The sequence below is a fragment of the Methylomonas sp. Kb3 genome, assembly GCF_002834115.1.
GTDB classification, from domain to species: Bacteria; Pseudomonadota; Gammaproteobacteria; order Methylococcales; family Methylomonadaceae; genus Methylomonas; species Methylomonas defluvii.
Map to the genome: position 1 here is coordinate 204,244 of NZ_PIZT01000065.1, position 20,779 is coordinate 225,022.

Annotated in this window: 15 protein-coding genes; 3 read left to right on the forward strand and 12 right to left on the reverse strand. The window is 54.2% G+C overall.

What is annotated here, in order from left to right; all coding sequences use genetic code 11:
- The first annotated feature begins 66 nt into the window (after positions 1-66).
- Together CWO84_RS16400 and CWO84_RS16405 are read left to right on the forward strand one after the other, a co-directional pair.
- Positions 67-633, forward strand: a complete 567-nt coding sequence (locus tag CWO84_RS16400; protein WP_033158282.1) for a YceI family protein — start codon at positions 67-69, stop codon at positions 631-633.
- A 94-nt stretch (positions 634-727) separates the two neighbouring features.
- Positions 728-1,171, forward strand: coding sequence for a GNAT family N-acetyltransferase (locus CWO84_RS16405; protein ID WP_101053868.1), 444 nt, complete (start codon positions 728-730; stop codon positions 1,169-1,171).
- 266 nt (positions 1,172-1,437) lie between these two features.
- Here the strand turns inward: CWO84_RS16405 and CWO84_RS16410 are convergent, their stop codons facing one another.
- From CWO84_RS16410 to CWO84_RS16420, 3 genes are all read right to left on the reverse strand, one after another.
- Positions 1,438-3,795: a TonB-dependent siderophore receptor gene (locus CWO84_RS16410; RefSeq protein WP_101053872.1), complete on the reverse strand. Its 2,358-nt coding sequence runs from the start codon at positions 3,793-3,795 to the stop codon at positions 1,438-1,440.
- A 103-nt stretch (positions 3,796-3,898) separates the two neighbouring features.
- Entirely contained in the window at positions 3,899-4,855 is a 957-nt protein-coding gene (locus CWO84_RS16415) for a FecR family protein (protein WP_033158279.1), read from the reverse strand.
- Between the two features lie 110 nt (positions 4,856-4,965).
- Positions 4,966-5,490: a sigma-70 family RNA polymerase sigma factor gene (locus tag CWO84_RS16420; protein WP_033158321.1), complete on the reverse strand. Its 525-nt coding sequence runs from the start codon at positions 5,488-5,490 to the stop codon at positions 4,966-4,968.
- A gap of 463 nt (positions 5,491-5,953) precedes the next feature.
- Here CWO84_RS16420 and CWO84_RS16425 point away from each other — a divergent pair, with 463 nt between their 5' ends.
- Entirely contained in the window at positions 5,954-6,541 is a 588-nt protein-coding gene (locus CWO84_RS16425) for a Uma2 family endonuclease (protein WP_033158278.1), read from the forward strand.
- Between the two features lie 70 nt (positions 6,542-6,611).
- Here CWO84_RS16425 and CWO84_RS16430 read toward each other — a convergent pair whose 3' ends face one another.
- The 9 genes from CWO84_RS16430 to CWO84_RS16470 form a co-directional block, all read right to left on the reverse strand.
- Complete coding sequence (locus CWO84_RS16430; RefSeq protein WP_165786352.1) at positions 6,612-8,993, reverse strand: TonB-dependent receptor; 2,382 nt, start codon at positions 8,991-8,993, stop codon at positions 6,612-6,614.
- Between the two features lie 261 nt (positions 8,994-9,254).
- Complete coding sequence (locus tag CWO84_RS16435; protein ID WP_240348126.1) at positions 9,255-10,247, reverse strand: FecR family protein; 993 nt, start codon at positions 10,245-10,247, stop codon at positions 9,255-9,257.
- 69 nt (positions 10,248-10,316) lie between these two features.
- A complete protein-coding gene (locus tag CWO84_RS16440) occupies positions 10,317-10,844 on the reverse strand; it encodes an RNA polymerase sigma factor (protein ID WP_101053880.1) in 528 nt (175 codons plus the stop codon).
- Positions 10,845-11,024: 180 nt separating this feature from the next.
- Positions 11,025-12,260 (reverse strand): PepSY-associated TM helix domain-containing protein, encoded by a 1,236-nt coding sequence (locus CWO84_RS16445; protein ID WP_101053883.1) that lies wholly within the window; start codon positions 12,258-12,260, stop codon positions 11,025-11,027.
- Between the two features lie 230 nt (positions 12,261-12,490).
- Positions 12,491-14,857 (reverse strand): TonB-dependent receptor, encoded by a 2,367-nt coding sequence (locus tag CWO84_RS16450; RefSeq protein WP_101053886.1) that lies wholly within the window; start codon positions 14,855-14,857, stop codon positions 12,491-12,493.
- A 129-nt stretch (positions 14,858-14,986) separates the two neighbouring features.
- Positions 14,987-15,997, reverse strand: a complete 1,011-nt coding sequence (locus CWO84_RS16455) for a FecR family protein (protein WP_101053889.1) — start codon at positions 15,995-15,997, stop codon at positions 14,987-14,989.
- A gap of 89 nt (positions 15,998-16,086) precedes the next feature.
- Positions 16,087-16,593: a sigma-70 family RNA polymerase sigma factor gene (locus CWO84_RS16460; RefSeq protein ID WP_033158272.1), complete on the reverse strand. Its 507-nt coding sequence runs from the start codon at positions 16,591-16,593 to the stop codon at positions 16,087-16,089.
- 268 nt (positions 16,594-16,861) lie between these two features.
- Complete coding sequence (locus CWO84_RS16465; protein ID WP_101053892.1) at positions 16,862-18,085, reverse strand: PepSY-associated TM helix domain-containing protein; 1,224 nt, start codon at positions 18,083-18,085, stop codon at positions 16,862-16,864.
- Positions 18,086-18,336: 251 nt separating this feature from the next.
- A complete protein-coding gene (locus CWO84_RS16470) occupies positions 18,337-20,772 on the reverse strand; it encodes a TonB-dependent receptor (RefSeq protein WP_101053895.1) in 2,436 nt (811 codons plus the stop codon).
- Positions 20,773-20,779 lie beyond the last annotated feature (7 nt).

Sequence of the window (20,779 nt, forward strand, 5' to 3'; positions counted from 1 at the left end):
TATTATCACAAAGTCTCTGCAATAATGCAGTGTCGCTCGTTTTTTTAACCCACAAAGGACATAGTCATGATTCGAAAACTTTGCTCCATAACCGCTGCCGGCCTGATGAGTTTTAGCGTGTTGGCCGCCGATAGCTATACCATCGATAGCCATCACACCTTCCCCAGCTTTGAAATCAGCCATTTGGGTTTTTCCACGCAACGCGGCCGTTTTAACGAAACCAGCGGCAAAGTGACGCTGGATACCGCAGCGGGTAAAGGCAGCATAGACATCAGCGTCAACACCGCGTCTATCAGTACCGGTTTGAAGGAGTTGGAAGAGCATTTGCGTGGCAAGGAGTTTTTCGATAGCGGGCAATATCCGCTGATGGCCTTTAAATCTGACACGCTCAGTTTTCAAGGCGAAAAATTGGTCGGTGCGGATGGCATTTTGACCTTGCACGGCATCAGCAAGCCGGTACATTTGGACGTTGAGCACTTTTACTGCGGGATGAATGTCATCAGATTAAAGTACACCTGTGGCGCCGATGCGGTCGGCACGATAAAACGCTCGGAGTTTGGTATCGACAAATATGTGCCGGCAGTCGGCGATGAGGTCAAGGTGCTCATCCAGGTTGAAGCTGTTAAGGATTAAGTTGCCCAGCGCTTTGCTCAATGCCGAGCCAATCTTTACCTTGCGCCGAAATCGGGTGTTACACAACGCTTTTAATGCTTAGCCGGAGACGGGGATGGAAATAAGCTTAGCCAATGCGGCCGACATCCCGGCGCTTTGTCAGCTACTAGGCGAATTATTCAGTCAAGAAGCCGAGTTCCAGCCCGATTATGCCGCTCAGCATCGAGGCTTGGCGAGCATCATTGCCGACCCAAACATCGGCCATATTCTGGTGGCGCGGCATGAATGCCAAATTGTCGGTATGGTGAATCTGCTTTACACAGTCTCCACCGCGCTGGGCGAAAGGGTGGCCTGGCTGGAAGATATGGTCGTGTCAAGCGAGGTTCGCGGCCTAGGTCTTGGTAGCCGGTTGTTGGAACACGCGGTCGCGTTTGCCCGCCAAAATGGCTGTCGCCGGCTCAGCTTGTTGACCGACGCCGATAATCTGCAAGCTCAGCGCTTTTACCAGCGACAAGGTTTCAGCGCGTCTCAAATGTTGCCCATGCGCTTGATTTTTTGAATAACAGTGCCGCATTGCGCAAAAATGGCCCGCTTTTGTGGTCGGGGGCAACGTGCGGATGGGTAATGATGTTTATCCCTGGGTTGCAGAAAACCGGCTGGCGACGATGTTTTTTTCCATGTCGCCGGTGATCATCAAGGAAGTGCAGCCGGTCCTGCTTAACAAATAGCCCCATTTGTCGCCGATTACTAACCCCGCCCTCAGCCCAAACGGTTTGGGGCGGTGGATGCGCGGAGTTTTCCGTCCATCCTTATCCTTAGCGGCTTTTAGAACTCATATTTCAACGAACCCAATACGCTGATGGGTGAACCTGGAATGCTGGTGTGGCGTCCACCCGACGTATTTGCGTAGTAATCCTTATCCAAAACATTATTGATGTTCAACTGCAAAGTAAGCTTGTGTTGACCAATGCGAGGGCTATACGCCGCCATCGCATCCACGCGAGCGTAGCCGGGCAACGAGCAGGTATTGGCGGTATCGCATGGCCGGCTACCAACGGCAACGGCACCTAAGCCCGCTTTAAAAGTATCGGTAAACTGCCAGGTACCCCACAGGCTGCCCTGGTGCTCGGGTACATTCTCCAAGCGATTGCCTTTTAGTCCGCTGAAGCTTTGCACATAATTAACCTGGGTATAGGCATACGTCCCCAACAAATGCAGTTGCTCGGTAATTTGCCCGGCCAGATCCAATTCAATACCTTTACTGCGGATTTTGCCGGCCAGAATCTGGTAGTCGGGATTGGCTTCGTTAGGATCGTCGGTTAGCAGATTGCTCTTGGTTAAATGAAAAAACGCCAGGGTCGATGAAAAGCGCTTGTCATGCGACTCTGTCTTGATGCCGATTTCATATTGCTTACCAATCTGCGGCTCAAAACTGGTGCCGCCGACGCTCACGCCATTGTTGCCGCTGAAAGATTTAGTGTAACTGCCGTAAATCGACAGCCAATCCTGGACTTGGTAAAGAATACCGGCTCTCGGGCTAAAAGCGTTGTCTTCCCGCTCTATCCGTCCGGCTTTGGCCGCATCCAGGGAGGCCGTCGAAGCGATAGCGCCGGTGGTGACGTTGTCGTAGCGGCCTCCCAACAAAATGTGCAGCTTATCAAATAGCGTTATCTGGTCCTGGGCGTATGCGCCCACCCACGATTCCTCGCGATAAAAGAATCTGTTGTAGGTCGACAAGGCGGCAAAGTTTACTTGCCCATAAACCGGATTATATATGTCGATAGAAGCAGCCGAGCCGTTTGCCGATGGCGCCTCGGTCGTGGCGTGAAAGCCGTCGACGCCAACCAACAGATTGTGCTTGCTGCCCAGGAGTTCGAATTTACCGTTCAAATCGATGTTGCCGGAATGGGTCCTTACATCTTGTACACCCACGGAGGCGGAACGATTCAGAATGCGGTTGTTAGCCTGTAAGCCACCGTTGAAAATGGCCGGACCGCTTAGCGACCAATCCTTAAACAGATAACGCTGGGTGATTTTCCAATCGTCGTTAAAGTGGTAAGTCCAGTCGTAGCCCACCAGCGTACTTTCCACGGTTTGGCGCTGAAAGCCATCTTTTAGGCTGCGGTCGAAGGGAATGGCTGCCGGGCGGGTGCCAATCGCGGGAATGCCGAAATCCGCGTTAAAGTTGTCATGCTTGTATTCAAGCTCGAGATTACTTTCGAACTTTTCATTCGGCCGCCAGGTAACGACCGGTGCCACAAACACGCGCTCGTTGCCGACAAAATCCCGGAACGACTGATTATCCGTGTAAGAGCCATTGAATCGATAAAGCAGCGTCTTGTCGTCATTAATTGGTCCGGTGGCATCGACCAAGGTGCGATATTGATCGTAAGAGCCGAACTGTTGTTGCAGAGAATAGTAAGCAGTATCCAGCGGTTTCTTGGTCACATAATTCACCAGGCCGCCGGGCTCGATCCGCCCGTAAAGCACTGCGGCCGGGCCTTTTAATATCTCCACCTGCTCGATATTGGCAATATCGTAAATGTCTTGGCGATTGAACAAGCCATTGCGGTAGGCATCGCCAAAACCGGAACCGGCAAGGCCGCGAATGATGAAGTTGTCGTACAAAAATCCCCCGCCCGTGCGGCCCAATACGCCGCTGACATGGCCGTTTACTGCGTCGGGCAAGGTCATGGATTGTTTGTCCGCCAGCACGGCTTTAGGCACTACCTGAATCGAAACCGGCGTCTGCATGATCGGGGTATCGGTCTTGGTGGCCGTCGTGGCATTGGGGCGGTTGTAATCGGTATTGTAGGGATCGGTGGCGTTGTAAACCGTCTGACCGATAACATTCACCGGTTGTAACATCGTCGCGTCCTTGCCCGCCGCCTTGATCGATCCCGAACCGTCACCGGCAATCGCAAAACTCAGGCCGCTGGCCGACAGCAGTTTACTGAGTGCTTCGTTTAGCGTCATCGTGCCTCGTAACGCCGGTCCATTGCGGCCTGCCACACTATCGTGAGCGTAAAAAATTTGTACGCCGGATTGCGCCGCCAGTTTTGGCAACGCCGCCGCCAGTTCCTGGGCCGGGATATCAAAGCTGTAGGTGGTTTCGGTTGCCCGCACTTCGCAGGCAGTGGCCAATAAGGCGCCGAGCAACGCCGGTTGTATTAAAAACTTCATCCATCTTCTCCTTTTGCTTGGGTTTCCAGAATGAAACGCACCAAGCCGAAAAAGACGCCAAAAATTATTGGAGGGGAAGACGCGCTGTGCGGTCTTGGCGGCCTCAGCGTCCGGCCAATATTACCTGTCCCGGCGAAGGCCGCTGAATATTGACCGGCAGCGTCATCGCGATCACATTCAGCGCGCCGTCGAGATTACCGATATGGAAGGTGCCGCTGACCCTTAGCTTGGCCAGGCTCGGGTCGGCCAGGGTCAAGCGCGTGTCGTGAAAGCGTTCCAGTTCGCTTAATACCTCATCCAGCCGCCGGTTTTCGAACACCAGTTGGCCGCGTAGCCAGGCTGTGATAGTGGCCGGTTTGTCTTGGCTTTCCAGAAAGTCGCCGCGCTGATCGTAAGCGAGTACTTGATTGGCGCTGATTTCCCGGCTGCCGCTCGTCACAATCTTTACCGCGCCTTCCAGCACCGCGACAGCGACCTGCCGATTTTGCAAGCGCACGTCAAACTCGGTGCCAATATCAACGATACTGCCATGGCCGGCCTGCACCTCAAACGGCTGTTGCGGGTTGTGGGCCACACTAAAAAATGCCTCGCCCTTGATCAATTCAACCGAGCGCCGCCAACGGTTGACTCGCAGAGTCAGCTCGGTATCGCCGCTCAGTTCCAAACGCGAGCCGTCGGCCAGGTGTACGGTTTGGCGGCTGCCGCGCTCGGTTGCATAGTGGCGAGGGTAGCCGTACCAGCCGTACTCGGAAAAAGTCGCTATGCCCAAGCCCAATAGCAGCGAAGCGGCTAACGCCAGCGTGCTAAGGCGGCGCGTTCGCTTGTGAGGTGCCCGGTAGCTCAGCGCTTGCCGACGCACCGGAAAATCCCGGCCCTTATAGCGATCCAGTTTGTTCCAACGGCTGGCCAACTGCTGATAAATGCGTCGCCGGTCTTCGCCTAGCGCCAGCCACTCTGCGAAGGCCTGGCGATCTGCAGGCGTGCAGGTAGCCGAATCCAGCCGCAGAATCCACTCTATGGCTTGTTGCTGCAAAACGGTTGAGGTCTGGATGTTGGGCATGTTAAACAGAGGACATTAGGTTGCGCTTGCCGAGCATTATCACGTAGCCGCCCAACATTTAAAATCCGGCAAATGAAGCGGTGAGAAAAACCGCTGCCCCGCCCATGCGCTTAGTCATCCAACGAAGCAAAGCGCAGCAGAACGTGTTGCGCGGCGATCCCGAGCAAACGCACGGAATTACGTTCGGAAACGCCCAGTCGCCGGCCAATTTCCTTGTGTGACAATCCTTCCAGCCGGTAAAGCACGAAAACGTTGCGGGTTGCCTCCGGCAATTCCTGCAAAATGCTGTTTAAGGCATGCAACTCCTGCTGCGAGGCTAATTTATCTTCCGGTAATGGCTCGGGAGTCGGTATGGCATGCAGTACCTGGTCGTCGCCGTTGATTTCGGCATGAAAACGGTCGCGGACGTTTTGCCGGCGATGTTGATCGACGCTGAGATTGGCGATCGTTCGATATAGAAAGGCTCTGGCATTATCGATTGACTCCGGTTCGGGGTGCTGCATCAGCCGCAAATACGCTTCCTGTACCAAATCGTCGGCAAACTCATTGCCGCTACGCAGGCCGGCAAACACCCGGAGTTCCTGGCTATGCCGCTGAAATAGCCGATCAAACAGCGATGGTTTGGATTTTGGCACTAACAAGACTCGGTGACGAAAAAGATAACGGTTAGGCAAACTACCAAGCTGGGCTGGACTTAACGGCATGGCAGCCGGACCAATTCCGGTTTGGTGGGGTTGATCGAACGGAATACCTCGCAAAAAACATTCCATCCGGCCGGATTTCAAATCGATAGACAGGTTTTGGCTGCGATTAAACCGTTTGCAAACAGTAGCTTGAGTTACCCGTAACGGTGGTTGCTTGTGTTTGGGCGGCGGGAGTTTTTGTGGAACCGGGTGCGTTAGATCACGCAAAATGGCTTTTAGATACGCCAAATCACACAGGCTTTTTCCGCATTATCAATTTCAGGGGCAATTGCCGAGCGCGGCATGCTCAAACCTGAGCAATCCTGCTGCCGTTAGTCGAGAATTCCCCCTTGTATTCCCAGGCCAGGTCCCTAACAATATCTTCAAGCAACGCAAGCATAGTTGGGAGCGAGTCATGGCGTTACAGCAAGAGCAAGACAGTTTTTATCTGAGCGAAGAGGAGTATCTGACCACGGAGATCCATTCCGACGTTAAGCGCGAATATATCGACGGCCGGATTTATGCGATGGCCGGGGCCGGCTATAACCACAACTGTATCTCGGCCAATATTTTGGGCGAGTTCCGAAACCATTTGAAAGGCACGCCCTGTGCAACGTTCATGGCCGACATTAAAGTGCGGATGGGTAAGGATTACGTTTATCCCGATGTACTGGTGGATTGCAGCAAAATGGCCGGCGACGATGTTTTTTCCACTTCGCCGGTCATCATCGTCGAAGTACTGTCGCGCTCGACCCGCAAAACCGACACCACCACCAAACTGCTGCGCTACATCAATTTGCCGTCCTTGCAGGAGTATGTGTTGATAGAACAGGACATCGTTTCGGTGCAGGTGTTGCGCCGGAACAAGCACTGGCTGTCGGAATATTATTTTTTGGGCGATGCGGTGACTTTCGAATCCATAGGTTTGACCTTAAACGTGGAAGACATTTACGACCGAGTCGATAACCGTGATATGAACGAATTCAGGCAAGAAAAGGGTTGATCCGTCGTCGGTGTGGGCGTCATAAACGTAAGTCGGGTTAGCGCGATAGAGCGTAACCCGGCCTATGTGACTAAAACTCCACCTTTACCGAGCCCAAGAAAGTCCGGGGCGCACCAGGCATGGTTTGGTAAATAAAATTACCGTAACCGTTGCTGGATGCGATGTATTCCTTATTCAAAAGATTTTCTATGTTGAATTGCCAGGTTATACGGGAAGGTCCGGCTTTGTGCTGGTACTTCAACATCGTATCGACGCGGGTATAGCCGGGTATTTCGAAGCTGTTATCGACATCCCCTGAGCGCTTGTCAACCACGTATACACCTGCCCCGGCGCTGAAGCCCTGTGCCCCCAGACCTGAAAAATCATAGGTGGACCATAAACTGGCGGTATTTCTGGGGATATTCTCCAGGCGATTGCCGGCTTTGCCCACGCCGCTGAACGGAGACTCGTTGCCGCTGGTGACAACTGCGCCGATGTAGGTATAAGTGCCAATGATGTTCCAGTAATCGGTCAACTGCCCTTGCAAGTCGAACTCGATGCCTCGACTGCGTGCCGCGCCGATTGTGGCGTAAAAGCTGTTGTTAGGGGCCGGCAGTTGCGATTTGATATTGCTTTTGGTCAATTCGAAGAACGCCAGATTGGCGCGCAATTGTCCATCCAACCATTCGCCTTTCAAGCCAAACTCCATTTCCTTGGATTTTTCCGGGGCGAAGGCGGAACCGTCAATAGGCCGTCCGGCATTAAAGGCGTTGAAGCCGTTGACGTAATTAACATAAGCACCTAGCCACGGCACGGGTTGGTACAACAAACCTATGCGCGGACTAAAGTTGTCGTCGTCGGTGTGATTGGTGGAAACGCCTTGCGCATCGTAATTGCTGTGCATGGCATTATCGAAGCGTCCGCCCAGCAATAAATGCCATTGATTCCACAACGAGATTTGGTCCTGAATGTAAATGCCATACCACTCATTGACGGTATCGTTCTGTCCTCCTAGCGGCAGGTCCAGCAACTCGGTAAATCCGTATTGTGGGTTGAAGACATTGATATTGGGAGCGGTCGTATAAGCGCTAAACAGATTTCTGTTCTTGGAATGGTAGTAATCCGCACCCAGCAAAACAGCATGTTTCAACGGTCCCGTCTCGACATGACCGGTTATGTCCACGGTGCCATATTGATTTTGAAAATCGTCGCTGGTCTTGATAAAACCTCTAGCCAAATTACCCAGAAGATCGACGTTTTCATTCGAAGAAGTCTGTGCGGTTAAAAACGTTTGGTTATGGGTTGAATATTTTGCCCGCACTTTCCAGTCTTGATTAAACTCGTGGGTCAGGGTTAAGCCGCCGGTATAAGCCTCTTTGTCGGCAAAGTCGGTCGGTTCGTTGCCGGAAAAGTGAAATGGAATTTTGCCTGGAATCGCTCCTGACTGCTGCAAGCTGTAAGGGATGCCGGAATCGGCGACGTCTTTGATGTTCTGATACATAAAATCCAGATCCAGTCGGGTTTTGTCGCTAATATTCCAAGTCAGGCTCGGCGCCACAAAGTCACGAGTGACCGGATGGTTATCCCTGAATGTCGCGCCGTCCAAATGTTCGTAATTCAGACGATAGGCCAATGCACCGTCTTCGGTGATTTTATTGGTGGCATCCAGCAAGGTGCGGTAAGTATCGAAGGAACCAAATTGCTGTTGTAGCGAATAATATGCATCTGTTCGCGGTCGTTTAGTCACGATATTGACTAGACCTCCGGGTTGGGCACGACCGTAGAGCATGGCCGAAGGCCCTTTCAACACCTCAATACGCTCGGCATTAGCCAGTGAAATGGGCGTAGTGGGTGTTAATACACCGTCACGATAAATATTATTGGTATTGGTGAAGCCACGAATATAGAGATTCTCATCTTTATCGTTACCAAACCCCCAGCCCTTGGCAACGCCGCTGACGTTTTTCAGGGCATTTTCCAGCCCGATGGCTTGCTGGTCGTCGATGATGGCTTTGGGTAGCACTTGCACGGAAATGGGGGTGTCGAACAAAGGCGTATCGGTTTTGGTGCCGGTCACAGCGTTGGAGACTGCGTAATCTTTATTGTAAGGATCGCTCGGGTCACTCGTGCCTTTGACTAACACCGCGCCTAAAGTTGTCGCATCGCTGCCGGAGAATGCTGGTTTCAAAGTCACAGTACCATCCGCGCCAATACTATAAGTCAAGCCGCTGCCGTTTATTAACTGACGGACGGCTTCCTCGACGCTAAATTCGCCTTGCAGCGCCGGGCTGGTCTTGCCGGCGGCGGATTGTTCGGCATACAGCATCGCTCTGCCGGATTGATTTGCCAGTTGTTGAAGCGCGGAGGCCAAGCTTTGGGCGGGAATATCGAAATGGCGTTTGTCGTCCTCGGCGTAGGCTTGCGCCGAGATCAGCGCGATTGCGGTCGCCAGGCGTTTTATCGTCAATGTCATGCTCCATGTCTCCATTGGTTAAGGGGTCATGGGCATAGACGCAGTCGATCAAAAAAGCCGCCAGCAAAACGATAGTTTATTTTGCGACGACCCGGCGTTAGGGGCGAATGATTGAGTCGGCCTTAGGTATGGCCGCTATTCTCGTTTGGGCTGGGCGCTTTGGTTGCGCTCGGGGCTGGTGTTGTCAACGCCCGTTGGGTCACGTCTTAAACGGGTATGTAGCCAAGCTGCATAAAGGCGAACAGGTTTTCAAACCCCGAGTTAATCATTCGCGCTGCGCGATGATGCTGCTTCCAGCACGATTTCGCGCTCGCCGACATGTTTAACTTTGACCGGCAACAACATGGCAACCGCGTTCAGCATATTGTCCAGTTGCTCGGTGCGGAAGCTGCCGTTGACGCGCAGTTCGGCCAGTTTAGGATCGGGCAGGCGGATTTGTACGTCGTGATAACGGCCGATTTCCGCCAGCGCTTCGCCAAGAGGCCGGCCGCGAAAAATCAGCTGGCCCTGCCGCCAGGCAGTGACGGTGGCGATGTCGGATTGCAATGCTTCGACGAAGCGCTGGTCATGGCTATAAGCCAACTGATGACCGGCGTGCAATTCGCGGCTGCTGCCTTGGCCGGTCATTTCTACCAAACCGTCCTGCACAGCGACGCTGACCCGGTCGGATTGTTTGTAGACATCGAATGCCGTACCGATGTCGCGCACGCTGACATTGCCAACATGCACGGTGAATGGCCTTTCGGCATCGTGAGTCACGTTAAAAAAAGCCTCGCCGCGCACCAGATCGACATGGCGCTGACGACGGTTGAAATGCACTCGCACCTCGGTGTCGGTGTTGAGTTCCAGGCTGGAGCCGTCTGCTAGCGTCAAGGTCTGTCTTTGGCCCTTGCCGGTGCCATAGCTATGGGGGAATCCGTACCAACCTTGCGGCGAGAATAACGCCAGGCCGACGCCCAGCAAGACAATCGCGGCAGCGCTATAGCTTGCCCAGCGCAGCCAAACCGGCCTGCGAGTAGGCGGCCGGTAACGTAAGGCCTCGTTGCGCGCCAGGAAGGCTTGTTGTTTGAACGGTTCCATCCAGGCCCATTGCGCTTCAACCTGTTGGTAAGCCTGCCCATGCAGTGGATCGGCTGCCAGCCAATCAGCAAATTCCTGGCGGATTTGCGGGTTGCCGGGCGCATCGCGCAGACGCAGCAACCAGCTTATCGCCTGCTCGCGGGTCGCTTGACTGCAAGATTGAATGCTGGTCACGCTGGTCTTCTGTTCAATTGAGTGGGGCAGCAGTTTACCGGACATAGGCATAGACGGGCTAGACGGCAATTACCGCCAAGCGTGCTCCGGTTCAGCGCTGAGTTTGGCGCTGATATGTTGCATTGCCAGCATCACGTAACGCTCGGAGCAACGTACCGAAATGCCCAGGCGCCGGGCAATTTCGGCATGGGAACAGCCTTCGATCCGGTATAAAACAAAGGCATGACGGCGCAATTCCGGCAATTCGTCCAACCAGCTGGAGAATTTCTCCAATTGCTGATGAGTTTGCCAATAATGCTCGGGCGAAAGGCTTTGGTCGGCAACATGCTCGATGTCTGCGTCGGCGTCATCGAAGCGTGCGCGCGTTTCGCGGCGGCGATGCCGGTCAACCGTTAGATTGGCGGCGGTCTGAAATAAAAATGCCCGGGGGTTATGAATGGTTTGCGGATCGGGATATTGCGATAAGCGCAGAAAAGTCTCCTGCACAATGTCGCTTACATCGGGCTCTCTCGGCCAACGGCCGCGTAAAAAGCTGCCGATTTCGTGCGCGTGTTGCAGAAACAGCGTGTGCAGAAATCCGGAAAGGTCTTTGGGCATTGGTGATTGTTTGCGGAGGGACGGCTGGCGCGAAACCAGCAATGTTCAGGCCATGACGCTGAAAACGACCTGAGGTAGCGGTTTGCGCCGACCGCTACGCTAGCTTGCGTCGGTGCTTGGCTATACCCACTGATTGAGCGCTGTGTGATATGCCGCGGTTTTTGAAAAAGTCGCGGCATATCACACGGCAAAATCTTTGCGGCTATTTTGGCCGGCTCTGCGCTTTTGCCGCCAGCGGATCACCCCGGTGACAAACAGCACCGGGCAAGCTAATCCAGTGATAAACACCAAAATTCTTCCCGGCATGCCGAAAGCTTGGCCGGAATGCAGCGGCCATTGCCAGTGGGTGAAGATTTCACCGGCCGTAGCGGTCGGCAAGCTAGGGTCGTCCAGATCCAGAATCTTGCCGCTGTAACGGTCTATCACCGTGCAGCGGCGCTGCAAAATGCTGCCTGGCGCATCGACGCCGTCCTGACAAACCGTATAGGTCTTAGTAGGCTCGGTGGCACCGTATATCCAGTGCGGCCGGCCCGTCGGATATTGTTTCAAGGCAATCTCCACGGCTTGATCCATGCCGATGGCCGGGGCGTTTGGATAAGGCGGTTGGGATTGAAACCAGTAACGGTAGGTGACCGGCGAGAACAGTTCCAGTACCGGCACCACGTTATGCGGCAGCACCATGTAAATCCCTGAGAACAGCACCGGCACCATCACCAAGGCGGTGTAAAATCCGCTGGTTTTATGCAGATCGTAATTGAAGCGCACCTTGCCGGCCTTGGCTTTAAAGGTCAAGGCGTTGCGCCAATGTCCGGTCAACGGCCACCAGACGACCAGGCCGGTCAAGGTCGAAATAATTAATAACGCGGCGGACATACCGACTATCGGCTCGCTGAGTTCTCCCGGAATCAACAAGGCGAAATGCAATTCAAACATCAAGCCGATAAAAGTGCTGGGCAGCCAGTTGCTGGAGCGCCTCTTGAGTTGCTTACCCGTGATATTAGTCGTATACGGGTCAACGGCAACTTCCCAGTTTTCCAGCGAGCCGTCAGCACCAGCAACCGCGTACCGCAGTTTGAAGGCCGCGAATTCGTTGCGCGGATAAGTGGCGAAGGTATGCTTCGCGGCTGGCGGCATCGCCTGCTTGCCGGCTGCGAAAATTTCCGCCAAGGGTCGATATTCGGCATGCGCCAGTGGCTGCACCGTCAACATCTCGGGATGCAACCATTCGTCGATTTCGGCATGAAACACCAGGATGCTGCCGGTGATGCCGTAAATCGACAGGAGCAAACCCAGCGTCAGACCCAACCATAAATGAACGGTCAGCCAGCGTTGGCGGCGGGCTTTCAGGCGAGACAACTCTCGGTTTTGCGGCTTGGATTGGATAAGCGTGTCAGGTTGATAGAGATTACTGTTCATGATGGGAGTACGGTTATCGTCAATATTCGAAAAAGAAGCCAGGGAACCAGATACTGCTCTTGTCCGGATCAAGCGCTGGCTGCCTTTCTTGCATAAGACGTTTAGGCGTAGGAAATCCGCATCGTATCGACCGGGTTTGGCGGGAACTAAGTGCCATTCCCACCGTCATTTCGGGCCGGAGCGGTATGCCCCGGCACGTTTAGGCCTACTAATTGACAACCCGCCAGTGCTTAAAACCGGTATTCCACGCCACCGAATACCGAGCGGGTCGCGCCGGGATTGAACTGGTCCAAATCGGCACCATTCGCATTGCCTAGAACCCACACCGACGACGCATAATGCTCGTCGGTCAAATTTCGGCCATCGACGAACAACTTCCAATGTTTGCCGTCATCCCAACCCATGCGTGCGCCCAACAGCGCATAAGGTTTGGCGGCCAGGGTGTTGGCGAAGTCCGCATAATTGGAACTGACGATGCGGGCATTGGGGCCGATGTAAAAGCCGCTGGGATGCTGGTACAGCGCTTCGACGAAAGCATTGTGTTCGGGAATGCCGGGCAAGCGGTTATTGCGAAGCGCGGGGTCGCTGTCAAACGTAAAGTCATTCCAGGTGTAGTTGCCGCTGAGCCGTAAGTTATCGCCCGACGCCGCCAGATTTAGCGGTAAAGTGGTTTCCAAGCCGAGTTCGACACCACGATGCAAGGTCGTGCTATCGGCGTTGGTGGAGGAAAAGGCCGTTGGATTTCTGGGATTGGAAACAATCAAGTACTCGTTGTTAACCCAGGACTGATAAAAAGCCAAGTCCCATTTCAAGCGCTGGGCTTGCCCGCGCGTGCCAATTTCCACGGTGCTGGCAGTTTGCAGATTTCGTTTGGGTTGGAGATAAATGTTGGCAAGATCGGCCATTTTTGGCGGTTCAGCGCTACGGCTGACATTGCCGTAAATCTGTGCTTCGTCGGTGGCTTGCCAAGTAAAGCCCAGCTTGGGGTTAGCCGTGAAGAAATCTTGATTGGCTTGGTTGCTGGGTCTGGCGGCACTAGCCACATAACCTTCGTACCGTTCGTAATTCACATCGCGATAATTCAATTGAATGCCGGCAATCAAGGTAAACCTGTCGGTCAAACTCAATTGATCTTCCATAAACGCTTCGACATTCAGCCAGCGGTCACGCTCCGCCGTCAACAACGGCCCAAGCTGTCTGCCGACGATGCCGTAGTTTTTATCGTTGATAAATTGCCATTGGGTCAGACCGCCCCAAACTACCCGGTTATTTAAACCCAATAACTGGCCGTTGATCTCATGCCGCCAGTTAAAGCCGACATCCTGCCACTGGTCGTGATTGCCGCTATCGGTATAGTCGTAACGATAGTTATTGATCGAGTAATAAGTGCCGACATCGAGTCGATCGCCGCCATGCAATTTTACCGAATGCTTTAGATCGAAGCGGTAAGATGAAAAGCCGTTAGGTAAGGACCAATCGTTGGGGTTTTGCTGGGGATTTTGGTCGATTTGTCGCTTGCTCAGCGTTGCCGGCCACAAGAAATTATGGTTTTGCGCATCGAAATACAAACGGGTTTCGTGATTTTCGTTCCAGCGGTAGCCGACATTGCCATGGCCTAAAAACTGCTCTTGATGATTGTTTTCCCGGGTCGTATCGGTATTGACGTAGGAAAACGTGCCGAAAACATCCAATCCGTTTTCAAACGCTTTACCGCCGCTGAAATAAGGTCGGTAATAATCGTTGGTGCCGCCGACGATGCCGATTTTCAACCCATTGGCGGTATACCCGGTCGGCGTGATGTAGTTGATGGCGCCGCCCAAATTGCTGCCGCCGTATTCCAAGGCATTGGCACCGCGATAGACTTCGATATGCTCGATAGCATAAAGATTGAGCGCCTCGACATCGAACGTCCCGTTGGCGTGAGTAAACGGCATGCCGTTGCGCAGAAATTTTATTCCGCGAATCGGCGAAATATCGGAATTGCCGTCCGAACCGCGGATGGAGATGCGCGATCCACCGGTCGCGCCGGCACTAATGTCGCCCACATAAACGCCCGGCGCCGTCGCCAAGGCATCGCTGACCGACAAGGGCGCGCCTTCTTCGATCCGCTTGCCGTCGATCACCGACGTACCGCCCGCCACGCGATTCAGTTTGATTTGCGATTCTTGGAGCGATGGCGTAGTCAGGCTTGGGCTTTCGCTTGCTAAGGCTTTACCCGTCACCGTCATCGTCGGCAAGGTTGTCGTACCGGCGGCGGACTGCGGTTCCACCGCCGCCGCCTTTTCCAAGGTGACGGTATTGCCGTTGCTGAACCGGTACTGCAGCCCGGAGCCGCGCAGCAAGTTCCGCAGAGCCTGTTCCGGCGTATAACGGCCGATTAATTCCGGCGCGGTGATGCGCTCGGCAATGTCGCCTTCATACAGCACTTGCAAGCCGGTGAGTGCGGAAAACCGGATCAGCGCGGAGGACAGCGCTTGGGAGCGAATATCAAAGGTTTGCGCGGTTTGCTCGGCAGACAGGATAACAGTAGGCGTCAATAGGCCGGCAGCAAGTGCTACGTAGAGTGGGGCACGGCAAGTGTGTGCGGGGTATTTCATGCGTCTATCTCCTTTGTCGATGGCAGGTGTTACCGACAAAGACGACGCGGGTTCGGGCTTACCCTTAGTGCCGAGAAAAATATTTTTATATTCGTTGGCTAACGGCGCAAGGCGCGCCCATCTATTACGTCAATACAACAACACCCAATCGCCCGGCATCCGCAAGGCCTTGGCTTGCAGCGTGGTGGTCAGCGCGGCCAGCACAGCATCGGGGTCGGCGTTGTTGAAGACACCGTTGACCACCCGCTCGGCCAACCGCGGATTGACCGCGACAATCCGGCCGCTGCGATAGCAGTTAATTTCTTCCAATACTTGCGTCAAAGGTTGGCGGTGAAACACAGTTTGGCGTCGTCGCCAGGCCAATGCATCGTCGTTGTCGAGCCGAGCAACGGCTTGCAGCCGGCCTTGCCGGTATTCGGCTTGCTCGGCGGCGTGCACCAACGCCTTAGTACTATCGGCGTCAACTTCTACGGTGCCTTCGCTAACAACGACGCGCAACTCGTCGGCTTGTTTACGAACGCTGTAGGCGGTACCGACGGCGCGCGCGGTCGCCTGACCGCCGTCGACGACGAACGGCCGTTGCTTATTAGGCGCGACTTCGAAATAGGCTTCGCCGCGCAACAATTCGATCTCCCGCAAGTTGTCGCTGTAACGGACCGCCAGTGCCGTATCGGTGTTCAAAGTCAGCCGAGAGCCGTCTTCCAATTCGATACTGAGTTGCTGACCGGCTGCGGTATGGTAATCGCTGCGCCAGTTTTGCCAGTGCTCCGGTAAGCGCCAGCCGGCCACCAGCAACAACAGCCCCAGGCAGGCTGAAGCAAAACGCAGCAGGTTTCGGCCGCTCGCCGACGATTGTAAGCGCCCCACACCCAGCGCCCTTCCGGTGGAAAAAGTCTCGGTTTTAAATTGGGCGGCATCCGCTTGCAGGCGTTGTTGAACCCGCTCCGCCGGCTGTTGCAGCAGGCTCCATAGCTTGCGGGATTTATCGTAGGCTTCGGCGTGCCGAGGATCGGCGTGGTACCAAATTTCAAATTGGCGGCGCACATCGTCGCTGACGTCATCCGCTTGCAAGCGGGCAAACCAGGCGAGTGCCTGGTCCGAGAGCAAATCGGAAGACGCGGATTGGAGCTTATCGGACATGGTTGGGAGCGCGAAGCGTTGAGCCGAGGCAGGCATGATGCCACGATTTTAGAACGGGGTTAAGTTGCATGATACGAACGCACGGCGCATCAAAGGAAATCGATGCGGTCTTTCAAATGCTTCAAGGCCTTGTACATATGGGCCTCCACGGTACGTATCGATATGCCCAGCTCGGCGGCGATTTCGGAATAACGCTTGCCTTCCACTCGGCACGACAAGAACACCTTGCGGCATTGCGGCGGCAGTTCGTAGATGAGTTTTTCGAACAATTCCATTTGTTGCTGCCCCTCCAGCATGCTGTCCGGTTGCGGTTGTCTGCAAACGAGGTCTTCCTCGACCAAGCCGCCGTCGCGTTGCTCGTGTCTGGCCCGGCTGCGCAAATGGTCCAGGGCCAGATTGTCGGCGATGCGGAACACAAACGCCCGCTGGTTGACGATCTCGCCGTCGGCGGAATAGCGGGCGATGCGCAGATAGGTTTCCTGAATCAAATCGGCCGCGGTTTCCGCGCAATTGACCTTATGCGTCAAAAATTGCTGGAGCTCCTTCTGATAGAGCAGAAAGCTGGCCAGTAAATCGGAATCGGTAATTGCATCCATGAACACATAGTCGGCAATGAAACGTCTTCCGCTGCAGCAACTTTTAAGCCACTAACCTGGGAAGTCAGTGTTGTACGGCGCTTGATCCGTCAGTCGGCGGGATTGATGCCAAAACCCTCGAAAGCGCGACGAGCAAAGTGCGGCATATCACGCACTTTTAAATTGCGCATCCTGCTTCTAAGCACGCCTTGCGGAGCGGCAAATTCAGGCACCTCGTGTCGGTCGAAAATATTGACCACTCGTTTCGGCACCTGATAACGGATCGGAATCAGCCCTTCCGTACTTGCTTGGTCCTGGATTTTTGCCGCCAGCGAATCACCCCGGTGACGAATAGCACCGGGCAGGCCAGTCCGGTGATAAACACCAAAATCCGCCCGGTCATGCCGAAGGCCTGGCCGGAATGCAGCGGCCATTGCCAATGGGTGAAGATTTCGCCGGCCGTGGCGGTCGGCAGGCTGGGATCGTCCAAGTCCAGAATCTTGCCGCTGTAACGGTCGATTACCGTGCAGCGGCGTTGCAAGATACTGTCGGGTGCATCGACGCCGTCCTGGCATACAGTGTAAGTCTGGCTGGGATTCGGCGCGCCGTAAATCCAGTGTGGCCGGCCTGTTGGGTATTGTTTCAATGCAATAGCCACGGCTTGATCCATGCCGATGGTCGGCGCATCCGGCGTAGATGGCGTGGAATGAAACCAGTAGCGGTAAGTCACCGGCGAAAACAATTCCAGCACCGGCACCACGTTATGCGGCAGCACCATGTAAACCCCGGAAAAAAGCACCGGAATCATCACCAACGCGGTGTAAAAGCCGCTGGTTTTATGCAGGTCGTAATTGAAGCGCACCTTGCCGGCACCGGCTTTAAATACCAGTGCTTGCCGCCATTTGCTGGTCAGCGGCCACCAGACGATTAGGCCGGTCAGCGTGGAGATGATCAATAATATGCCGGACAGGCCGACCACTACTGTGCTGATGTCTTTGGGCAACAATAAGGCATAGTGCAACTTGAACATTAGGCCGATGAAGGTGTTGGGCAACCAATCGCCGGATCGTTCCTGGAGCTGTTTACCGGTGACTTTCGCGGTGTAAGGATCAACGCCTACTTCCCAGCGTTCCACCGCACCGTTGGCATCCGCCACCGCGAAGCGCAGCTTGAAGCTCGCGAACTCGTTACGCGGATACGTGGCGAAGTTGTGTTTGGCTTGTGGTGGCATGGCAGCTTTGCCGGCCGCGAAAATTTCAGCCAAGGGCCGGTACTCGGCATGTTCCGGCGGTTGCACCGTCAACATCTCGGGATGCAACCATTCGTCGATTTCGGGATAAAACACCAGGACACTGCCGGTGATGCCGTAAATAGACAGTAACAAGCCAAGCGTCAGCCCCAACCAAAGATGCACGGTTAGCCAGCGTTGGCGGCGGGCTTTGAGGCGGGCAAGCGAATGGTGCTCTGGTTCGCTGCGAACGATAAGGCCGGATTGAGGATTGGTTACATTCATCGCAGTAACAGATTTGAGTTGAGAATTTGAAGAGTCAGGGCTTTGTATCCAAATTCGCTAACCCTTGTTTTTATGTGTTTCATTTGGATAAGACGTTTCCGGGCCAAAATTCCTCACGCGCTACGAGTTAGACCGGCAAGGCGTTAATCGGAATTTCTCCAAGCCAAATACCTTTACCTTGAAACCAAGCCGATCATGGTTTGAACTGGCTCACCATGATCGGCTTGATAGCATGACCGAGCCATCCGGCGTCAGAATTCCACGCGGATCGAGCCCATGAAATTGCGCGGCGCGCCCGGCTGAGTCAAATAGCTGTTAAATGCCGATGTTTCGTAAATCGTCTTATCCAACAGATTATTGACGTTCAACTGCGCGGTCACTTTAGACTTGCCTATCTCCCAGGAATAGCCGAGCAAGGCATCGACTCTGACGTAGCCCGGCATTTGCCAATTATTCAAATTATTACCTTGGCGCTCGCCAACCAGATACGCGCCGGCGCCAACATTTAGGCCACGCAAAGCGGGATCTTGAAATGCGTATTTGGCCCAGAAGCTGCCAGAATTTGCCGGCACGTTCCATAGCTTGCGGCCTTGATTACCGCTGTTATCCTGTGTGATGACTGCATCGGTATAGGCGTAAGTCGCGATCAAGTTCAGGCCATCGGTAATCTGGCCCGATATGTCTACTTCGATACCACGGCTGCGGGCCTCGCCGGTTTGCACGGAAAACCGGGTATTTACCGGGTCCGGCGTCGCGATGTTTTGTTTGGTCAATTCGTAAAAGGCAACCGTGGTCATCAACCGCTTATCGAACCATTCGGTTTTGAATCCAACCTCGTGCTGCTGCGCGGTTTCGGCATCCAGCGGTTTGCCGCTTGACGCCAACGCGCTGTTCGCCCCGCCCAGCGATTCCGTATAATTTCCGTACAGTGACAGCCAGGGCCAGGGTTGATAGACCACACCCACGCGCGGACTGAAAGCCTCGTTTTTAACTTCAGTCTCACTGTTTCTGGCAGCTGCGATGGAAGTCGAGGCTGCGCCGCTGCTGCGCGTTGCCCAATCGTAGCGCCCGCCACCCATGATATGCAGCTTGTCAAACAGGGTGATTTGATCCTGAAAGTAAGCGCCGTACCAATATTGTTCTAAGGTGCTGAAATTATTGAAACCCCGGCTGGCAGCGGATGGAACTTGTCCGTAGACCGGATTAAAAATATCAACCACCGGCCTATGGCTGGCGGGCGCGGGCGCACCAAAGAACCCCTGACCTTCAAAGTCTTCCCAAAAGTAATCGAATCCCGCCAATACCCGATGCTCAGTTCCAAATAGTTTGAATTTGCCGGTGAGATCGATACTGGTCGCGACGGTATCGGTAATGTCGATGGGCCTATCGGTCACATTTCTTACCGAGGTGCGATTATTAGCGGGATTGACCGGTCCTGGGAAAAATGAAGAATTGTTGATTTGGTAATCCAGCTTGTAGTAGTGAAAGCGATGCTGGATTTTCCAATCGTCGTTGAATTGGTGCGACCAATCAAACCCGATCAAAAACTTGTCGAATACCGATTTTTCATTATCCGAGCCAAAACCGTAGTAACGGCTGATCGGTACATTGGCCGGACGGTTGCCCTGTACCGGCAAGCCGGTATAACTGGTGCGGGTATCGTAGAGATACTCCAAATTCAAATTGATTTCGGTGCGGTCGCTGGGCTTCCATGTAAGGGACGGCGCGAAAAACACCCGTTCCTGATCCATTTTGTCGATAAAAAACTCATTGTTTTGATAAGCCAAATTGACTCTGTACAACAAGGAACGGTCCTGATTGATCGGCCCGGTCGCGTCCGCCGTGGTACGGAACATATCGTAGGAGCCAAACTGCTGTTCCAATGCGTAATAAGGGGTATCCAGCGGTTTTTTGGTCACAATGTTGATCAAGCCGCCCGGCTCGATCCGACCATACGCAGCCGCGGCCGGACCTTTCAGGACTTCCAAGCGTTCCAGATCGGCCACCTCTTGCACGGCACGCCGGATGCGCAGTCCGTTCCGATAAACCGTGGTGGTGCCATCGGTCTGAAAACCGCGTAACTGAAAGCCTTCGTACATCGGGTCGGTCGCCCAGTTTATGCCGCTGACATTTTTCAGCGCATCCTTGATTCGAATTGCCTGTTGGTCTTTCAATATTTGTTTGGGAATAACTTGTACCGACATCGGTAACTCCATGATCGGCGTATCGGTTTTCGTGGCGGCACTGGCGTTGGGTAGGTGATAGTCCGAGTTATAGGGATCGTTAGGGTCCGACAGGGTTTTGCCGAGCACCGTCACGCTCGGCAAAGTTGTCGTACCGGCCGCCGATTGCGGTTCGATTGGCTTTGCCGACTTTTCCAGCGTCACGGTGCCATCGGTCGCGGTTTGTGGTGTCAGACCGGTTCCGCTCAACAGTTTGTCCAGCGCCTGTTGCGCTGTAAAGCGGCCTTGTACGGCGTTGCCGCGCAGGTTGCCGGCCAATTGAGAGCTGAAGAACACCTTGATGCCGCTGGTTTCGGAAAATTGCAGCAAGGCATCCGCCAACGGTGCGGCCGGGATGGCAAACTCGATGGCAGTTTCCGCCGCACACCAGGGGCTGGCGCTCATCGCGACGGCAAAAACGGTTAAACAGAACGGGTTAAAGGGCGGTATTGTGCGCTGACTCATTGGGCAT